This window comes from Blastococcus sp. MG754426 (assembly GCF_021699055.1).
Lineage (GTDB): Bacteria > Actinomycetota > Actinomycetes > Mycobacteriales > Geodermatophilaceae > Blastococcus.
Genome location: NZ_SSXC01000219.1, coordinates 1 through 225 on the forward strand (window position 1 = coordinate 1; position 225 = coordinate 225).

The window sequence follows — 225 nt, forward strand, 5'->3', positions numbered from 1 at the left end:
CCGGCGCACCGGTGACGGGATGAGCCAGCTCGTCGCCGACCTGCCCGTGCACCTGGCCGCGGCCTGCGCCGACGCCATCGACCAGTACGCCCAGCTGCTGCGCGCCGACGGCGACACCCGCCCCATCGGCGTCCTCCGGGCCGCCGTCGCCGCCGACCTGATCCTGCGCCCCTGGGACAGGTCCCGGCCGCCGGTCACCGCCCAGCTGACCATCCACGCCCCGCT

At 77.3% G+C, this 225-nt stretch carries 1 pseudogene; it reads left to right on the forward strand.

What is annotated here, in order from left to right:
- Positions 1 to 19: 19 nt before the first annotated feature.
- A pseudogene (locus tag E9549_RS23020) lies at positions 20 to 225 on the forward strand (HNH endonuclease); the annotation flags it as partial.